Raw genomic sequence first — 6,113 nt, forward strand, 5'->3', positions numbered from 1 at the left:
GTGTTTTTTTATTTATTTTTTCTTAAGGTGGCTAACTTGATTATAAAATTCGCCATTGATTATTTAAAAGAACATTTTCAAAAATTTAATTTAAAATAGGAAGCAAAAAAATGAAAGCAATTAAAATAAGTCAACCATGTAGTACAACTGAATTAAAACCAGTAGAAGTAGCAAAACCAGAATTAAAACCTGGCTTTATTATTATCAAAGTAAAGGCTTTTGGCGTTAATGAATCAGAAGTAACTAGTCGTAAGGGTGAGTCCGATGGAGATTTCTCTTATCCAAGAATTTTGGGTATCGAGGCTTCAGGAGTCGTTGATCAAGTTAATTCTGATAGTAAATATAAACCTGGCCAACAAGTTATTACGATGATGGGCGGCATGGGTCGTGCAATTGATGGTGGTTATGCTGAATACGTTATGGTCAAAGAGGAAAACGTCATTCCATTTGAAAGTGATCTTTCTTGGGGCAAAATTGGTGCTCTTCCAGAAATGCTACAAACAGCTTACGGTTCATTGAATGAAGGCTTGAACTTAAAGAAGGGCAATACCTTATTCGTTCATGGTGGCACTTCAACAGTTGGCTTGATGGCAAAGTGCCCATCAACTCTATTTATCGTACAACCATAAAGACAGACCTAACTAATCTTAGATCTGTCTTTTTATTTATCCAAAATCAACTTGATCAAGCATCTGTTCACGAGATTCCTGATCCAATCCTAAATATGCTAGGGTCATCTGTTGACTACTATGATTGAGCAAACGCATGACTAACGCAATATTGTAATTAGATTGAATATAGACACGATAAGCTCCAGTTTTTCTCATCGTATGTGTTCCTAAATAATTAATTCCCAATAAATCTCCAGTTTTTGCCATGATCTTATAAAATTGCTTTTCCGAAACGTGACGATTAGGACGTTGCATTGAAGGGAAGAGCCATTCTGAATTAATGTGATTTTCTAAAAGCCATTTTTGATAAATCAATAAATCGCGTTTGATTGGTCGCAAATACAAAGTATTCGGTTTCCCAGTTTTTTTATCGTGAATATAAGCGTTCTTTCGTAATTCGTCGTACTCGTCAAAAACATCACTGTACTTCAAAGACATGACATCGGAAACTCGAAGTAGAGTTGCCTTGCCAGTTTGAAAAATTGTGTAGTTACGACGACCATATTTAAAATTCCTCAAAAGCGTATTTTTAACTTCATTTAGGATATTTGTATCTTTTATTGGTAAAACTAGCTGTTTCATAGCTCCTCCATCGTGGGGACTGTTATTTAGTTATATTAATAAATAACCCCTATCATTTTATTGTAGTTTTTAAGTACTGATACGTCAATATCTTGCAGGGGCTATTATTTACAAATAGCCCCCGTTTTTGGCAAAAAAGAGCCATTTTTCCGAATGTTAATTCTATGGTCAAGTTCATTCTTTGAGTTACCACTTGTACATATAGAGTTCATAGAATTCGCCTCTCAGACATAGGAGATTTTTCTGCTTGGAATATGATTTTTGAGGAAATTTGATCATAGATTACGTTTTTTTAATTCAGAGAATAATGATTCGCACAACGCTGATCTTGCGTTCATTATCGGATTTACTATTCACATTTCAACTTTTAAAAGAAAAAATTGATGAAATTGAGCTCTAAAAGTCTCATATTGTGAAACATTTATTTTGCAAGAAACAAAATATATTTTTTGTCTCAATCAATACCAATCATTTTCAATCAACTGATTTTTATTGAAATATAGGAGTTTCTAGATGGTTATACCAATTTTGGTGTTCAAAAGAAATCATAAAATTTTCTATGAAAAAACATAAAATAGGGTAACAATTTGTTACAAAGTGAACTATAATAAAGTTGTGGTTGAAAGCGGTTACATTTCAGCTCTCAAAAAGATTCAAGGTAAAAATCAAAAGGAGGTAATATTTATGAGTAGTCGTGATACTGCTAATGTTTTATGGTTTGATGAGTTACATCGGGAAGATGTTAATTTAGTAGGAGGAAAGTCTTCTTCACTGGGAGAAATGACTTCTTCGATGGATGTTCCTGTGCCTTATGGCTTTGCGACGACCGCACGTGCATATCAACACTTTATGGCTCAAACAGGATTAAACGATAAGGTTAACGCATTGCTTGAGGGTATCAAGGACTATGAAAATTCAGATGAACTACACGCAGCATGTGAAAAGATCAGAAACTTGATCGTTAGTGCAAAGATGCCGGACGATTTGGCTAATGATATCGAAAAGGGATATGCTGATTTATCTGAAAAAGTTGGACAAGACAATCCATTTGTTGCTATCAGATCTTCTGCTACAGCTGAGGATTTGCCAAACGCATCATTTGCTGGTCAACAAGAATCTTATCTAAATATTAAGGGAGCTGCTGATGTAGTTAACCGTGTACAACAATGTTATTCTTCACTATTTACAGATCGTGCAACATATTATAGACACAAGCAACATTTCCCACATGAAAAAGTTGCTTTGTCAGCTGCTGTTCAAATGATGGTCTTCTCAAAGGCTTCAGGTATTATGTTCTCAGTTAACGTTGCAAACGGGGATGCATCTAAGATCGTTATCGATGCAATCAATGGTTTAGGTGAATATATTGTTTTAGGTAAAGTTACACCTAATCACTTCGTTGTCGATAAACAATCAATGAAGATCGATGAAAAGAATGTCGTAAAACAAACTATCCAATTGGAAAGAGATACTAATGGAGGAACGGTTGAAACTGCTGTTCCAGAAGAATTACAGGAGAAACAAGTTCTTACTGACGAGCAAGTTATTGAATTAGCTGGATACGCTAAGGAAATTGAGCGTCACTATGGCTGCTACATGGATATGGAATTTGCTTTAGACAAGAACACAAATCGTCTATGGATCGTTCAAGCTCGTCCAGAAACAGTTTGGTCACAAAAGAACAAGAATAAAGATGAAGATGAAGACCTTGTAGCAGAGTCAGATGCTAAAGTTGTAGTTCGTGGTTTACCTGCTAGTCCTGGAGTTTCTAGTGGTGTTGTTCACGTAATCGACTCTCCAGATGACATTGATAAATTCAAAGAAGGCGAAGTCTTAGTAACCTTGATGACATCTCCTGACTGGGTTCCAGCTATGAAGAAAGCTGCTGCCATCGTAACAAACAATGGTGGTATGACTTGTCACGCTGCTATCGTTTCAAGAGAAATGCAGATTCCTTGTATCGTTGGTACTAAGAGTAAAGGTCAAGCTGCTACAGAGTCATTTAAGACTGGCGATGTGGTTACTGTTGATGCTACAAACGGTATTGTTTATGCTGGTAAAGTGGAAGGAATCGCTAAGAAGAAAGAAAACAATGCAACGGGTGGCCAAGTAGTAGCTGCTGAAACATTTGCTCCAACAGGAACTCGCGTCATGATGAACTTAGGTGACCCAGATTTGGCTGAGAAGTACTCAACATTACCAGCTGATGGTATTGGTCTAATGAGAGAAGAGTTCTTGTGGACTACATTCATTCACGAACACCCACTATACTTGATCGAACAAGGCCATCCAGAAAAAGTCGTTGATATGTTGGCTGATGGTATTTCTAAAGTTGCTCGTGCCATGGCTCCAAGACCAGTTGTCTTACGTCTATCAGATTTCAAGTCTAGTGAATATCGTAATCTAAAAGGTGGAGACAAGTACGAACCACATGAACCAGCTGACTTGTTAGGTTGGCGTGGTGCTTCACGTTACTACGATCCTAAGTACATTGAAGCCTTCAAACTAGAACTTGGTGCTGTTAAGAAAGTTCGTAACGAATTTGGTCTGAAGAATTTGAACATCATGATTCCATTTGTCAGAACTGTTGATGAAGCTAGAAAAGTTACTGATATTATTAAAGGCGAAGGCTTGATTCGTGGTGATGACTTCAAAGTTTACATGATGGCCGAAATTCCAACAAACATTATTTTGGCTGATCAATTCAACCAATACGTTGATGGTTACTCAATCGGTTCAAACGACTTGGCAATGTTGATCCTAGGCTGCGATAGAAACAACGATACAGTTTCAAGATTGTTTGACGAACGTAACTTAGCTGTAAAACGTGCAATTAATCACTTGATCAAGACAGCTCATAAAGATGGCAAGACAGTTTCAATCTGTGGACAAGCTCCATCGGAATACCCAGACTTTACAGACTTCTTGATCCGTTGTGGCATTGATTATGTATCAGTTAACCCTGATATGGTCAAGACTACAAAACGTAATGTTGCTCACTTTGAACAAAGAATTATGCTCGATAAAGCAACAGGACGTGGACTACTTGATCCTAATGATTACAGTTGGGAATAAAAATAAATAGTCAAAAGAATACCTCCATGATTTGGGGGTGTTTTTTTGACTATTTTTTGTAGTCTTCATGATAAATGAATTTATGTAGTTTTAAGTATTGCTCACCAAATTTTTTCTCACTCTCATTATTTTTAGGATAGTAGTAACGCTTACCAGTAAATCCTTCAGGCATGTAGTTTTGAGAAGCAATTTGAAATGGTTGGGCGAAAGGACTCGTGAACAAGCCTCCACCAGTGATCTCCTCGGAATGCTTGTAATGGGCATCCCTTAAGCCTTTTGGCATCGGATGTAAATTGGGGTGTTCGGTGTCTTTGTCCAATAATTCCCAAGTTTGGTCAAAAGAACCGGATTGCGGTGACAGACACATCAACATTGTCGCGAACATCAAGGGATATTTGGCTTTAGGCATGCCAATTTTTTCCGCTTGATTGGCCGCAATCACTATTTGGGTAGCTTGTTGTGGGTTAGCCAGACCAATGTAAGTATAGGGAATTTCTCGTAATCTTCTGACAACAGATGGTAGGTCGTTGTTTTTTAGAAGGACAGTCAAATAATATAAAGCAGCATCAGTATCGGACCCCGCCATTGAATCAGAATAAGCCGATAAATAATCGTAATGTTTGGTAGCTTTTTTGTCGTAACTGAAATGTTGCTGCTTGGCAAAACGTTTAACATCTTTGACAGTTATTTTATCGGGATTGATAGCATGAATCGTTTCTAGAATATTTAAAGCAATTCTAAGATCTCCACCAGAAGAAATTGCTATAAACTTTAAAGAATCAGTTTCAATTTGATCTGCTTTTAATTTGAAAATTTCATCGGTAGCTCGCTTCAAAATTTTTGTAATATCTTCAATATCTAATGGCTTAAACTCAAAAATCTGGCATCTTGAACGAATGGCGGGAACAATTGACATGATGGGATTTTCAGTCGTTGAACCAATCAACATGATGTGGCCATTTTCTAAATATGGTAGTAGAAAATCTTGTAGCGTTTTGTTCATTCGATGAATTTCGTCAATCAATAGGACAAAAGACTGATAAGGGTAGGTGTCGATTGCTTGTGTTAGTTGCGCTTTATTGTCAGTCGAAGCATTGAACGATACGAAAGGATACTTGTATTTTTTGGCGATAATCCTTGCCAGACTAGTTTTTCCAGTCCCAGGAGGTCCCCAGAGGATCAAAGGGATGTTGACGGTTTTGTCGATAATTTGGCGAAGTGGTTGACCGGATTTTAAGAGTTCTTGTTGGCCGACCATTTGTTCCAATTTAGTAGGACGCATTTGGTCAGCTAAGGGTGTTTTGAATGCCAAGGTAAATTTCCTTTCATTAATTATTGATATAGAAATTGTAACTCAAAAAGAAATCTTGGTAAAAGTGTTTGTTATTTGACGTACTTAAACACGTACCTGTATACTAAGGATGCAAATAAATATAAGGAGGAATCATGTAATGCAAAGAATGACTAATCCTACTCAAGCAAGAAAAGACTTTTATAAAATTATTAAATCAGTTAATGAAAATTCTACTCCTATAGAGATAAATGGACGAACAGAAGATGACAGTGCAGTTATTATGAGTGCTAAAGATTATAGATCATTACAGGAAACACTCTACTTAATGAATGACGGTACGCTTAATAAAGTTCATAAAGCTATTGCTGACGATTCTGGTGAGACTGATATAACAAATGGCGTTGATTGGGATAAAATTTAGAAATGTCTTATTCAATAAAATTGGCGAATTTTATAATCAAGTTAGCCACCTTAAGAAAAAATAAATAAAA

Annotated in this window: 5 protein-coding genes; 3 read left to right on the plus strand and 2 right to left on the minus strand. The window is 36.5% G+C overall.

Going from position 1 to position 6,113, the window contains the following annotated elements:
- Window positions 1–110 precede the first annotated feature (110 nt).
- Complete coding sequence (locus FC88_RS12500) at window positions 111–629, plus strand: alcohol dehydrogenase catalytic domain-containing protein (protein ID WP_057816121.1); 519 nt, start codon at window positions 111–113, stop codon at window positions 627–629.
- Window positions 630–665: 36 nt separating this feature from the next.
- Here FC88_RS12500 and FC88_RS12505 read toward each other — a convergent pair whose 3' ends face one another.
- Window positions 666–1,253, minus strand: coding sequence for a site-specific integrase (locus FC88_RS12505; RefSeq protein WP_010019812.1), 588 nt, complete (start codon window positions 1,251–1,253; stop codon window positions 666–668).
- Between the two features lie 684 nt (window positions 1,254–1,937).
- On the opposite strand from FC88_RS12505, the gene ppsA reads away from it, so the two are divergent.
- Complete coding sequence (gene ppsA, locus FC88_RS12510; protein WP_057816122.1) at window positions 1,938–4,328, plus strand: phosphoenolpyruvate synthase; 2,391 nt, start codon at window positions 1,938–1,940, stop codon at window positions 4,326–4,328.
- Window positions 4,329–4,377: 49 nt separating this feature from the next.
- On the opposite strand, the gene FC88_RS12515 is transcribed toward ppsA, so the two are convergent.
- Entirely contained in the window at window positions 4,378–5,640 is a 1,263-nt protein-coding gene (locus FC88_RS12515) for a replication-associated recombination protein A (RefSeq protein ID WP_149029841.1), read from the minus strand.
- A gap of 139 nt (window positions 5,641–5,779) precedes the next feature.
- Between FC88_RS12515 and FC88_RS12520 the strand changes: the two genes are divergently transcribed.
- A complete protein-coding gene (locus FC88_RS12520) occupies window positions 5,780–6,043 on the plus strand; it encodes a type II toxin-antitoxin system Phd/YefM family antitoxin (protein WP_162256560.1) in 264 nt (87 codons plus the stop codon).
- Window positions 6,044–6,113 lie beyond the last annotated feature (70 nt).

The organism is Companilactobacillus futsaii JCM 17355, assembly GCF_001435505.1.
Lineage (GTDB): Bacteria > Bacillota > Bacilli > Lactobacillales > Lactobacillaceae > Companilactobacillus > Companilactobacillus futsaii.